This window comes from Corynebacterium tuberculostearicum (assembly GCF_022347235.1).
GTDB lineage: Bacteria > Actinomycetota > Actinomycetes > Mycobacteriales > Mycobacteriaceae > Corynebacterium > Corynebacterium tuberculostearicum_F.
Window position 1 is genome coordinate 1 of the sequence record NZ_JAKRDX010000049.1, and the last position, 1,057, is coordinate 1,057.

At 53.6% G+C, this 1,057-nt stretch carries 1 protein-coding gene; it reads left to right on the plus strand.

The features are described from left to right. A partial coding sequence (locus MHK09_RS11615; protein ID WP_250413613.1) for a helix-turn-helix domain-containing protein occupies positions 1–1,057 on the plus strand: 1,057 nt, incomplete at both ends.

Below are 1,057 nucleotides of genomic sequence, written 5' to 3' on the forward strand. Positions count from 1 at the left end.
GGTTGTTGGCCCGTTTCATTCGTTGTCTGAATCGGATCGTCGTGGCTTAGTTGCCTTGGTTGGCAGTGGGCGTAGTGTCCGTTCGGCGGCTGGTGAGCTTGGCTGTCATTACGGGCATGCTTTGAATTTTTGCCATGCCTTTGGATTGCCAGTCGTGTATAAAGCCAAACGAGTTGATCGCCGCGGCAGCCAGGCTGTCCAGCTTGTAGAGCTAGTCCGAAGCGGACTGTCGGTACGCCAAGCTGCTAAAAGATGTGGGATGCATCTTACCGCTGCGTATGCCGTAGCTACGGAAGCTGGGTGCCATATCCGGTTAAGTCAGTATGCTCGGAAAGTCCGCCAGACGCAGTTAAGAGTGGAATACCTGCGCCTTCGGCTGGCGAGCCTGCCTGGTGGTGATGCTGGCACGGCAGTAGGAATTGATCGTCGACTGCGTTTAGATTTCGAAAAAGGACTCACCAAATCCCAGGGTCGACGAGAAGAGTTCATACCCGTCGGCGAAGACGCCAGCACGTATAACAGACTTATGAAAGCGCTGCGCCAACGCCATGATGTCATCGAATCCGGAAGGCTTGCCCCTCCCGCCTTACCTAGCGGGGTAGATCCGTATAAACGCATCAGCAATCGCTACATTTGCTTCGAAGAACGCGTCATCATCGCCGATCTTCTCCGCGAAGATGTGCCACTGCGTGAGATTGGGCGCCGTTTAGGGCGAAGTGCATCGTCAATTCAGCGTGAAGTACGCAGAAACCACAGTGCTCAAGGCCCGTATCGTGCAGAAACAGCCCAGTTAAAGGCCTGTGCGCGGAGGTTGCGGCCGAAAATACCGAAACTACTAGCCAACAAAAGACTATGGGACTATGTATGCGCACAATTGCGGGCACAATGGTCACCTGAGGAGATTTCTAATCGCCTGCCCATCGACTACCCCACTGATAAGGACATGCGCATTAGTCACGAAACGATTTATGACGCCTTTTACCTGCAGGCCAAAGGAAGACTCAAAGACCTTGGCCTGGACTTGCCGACCGGTAGAAAGAAACGCAAGAAACGCCAA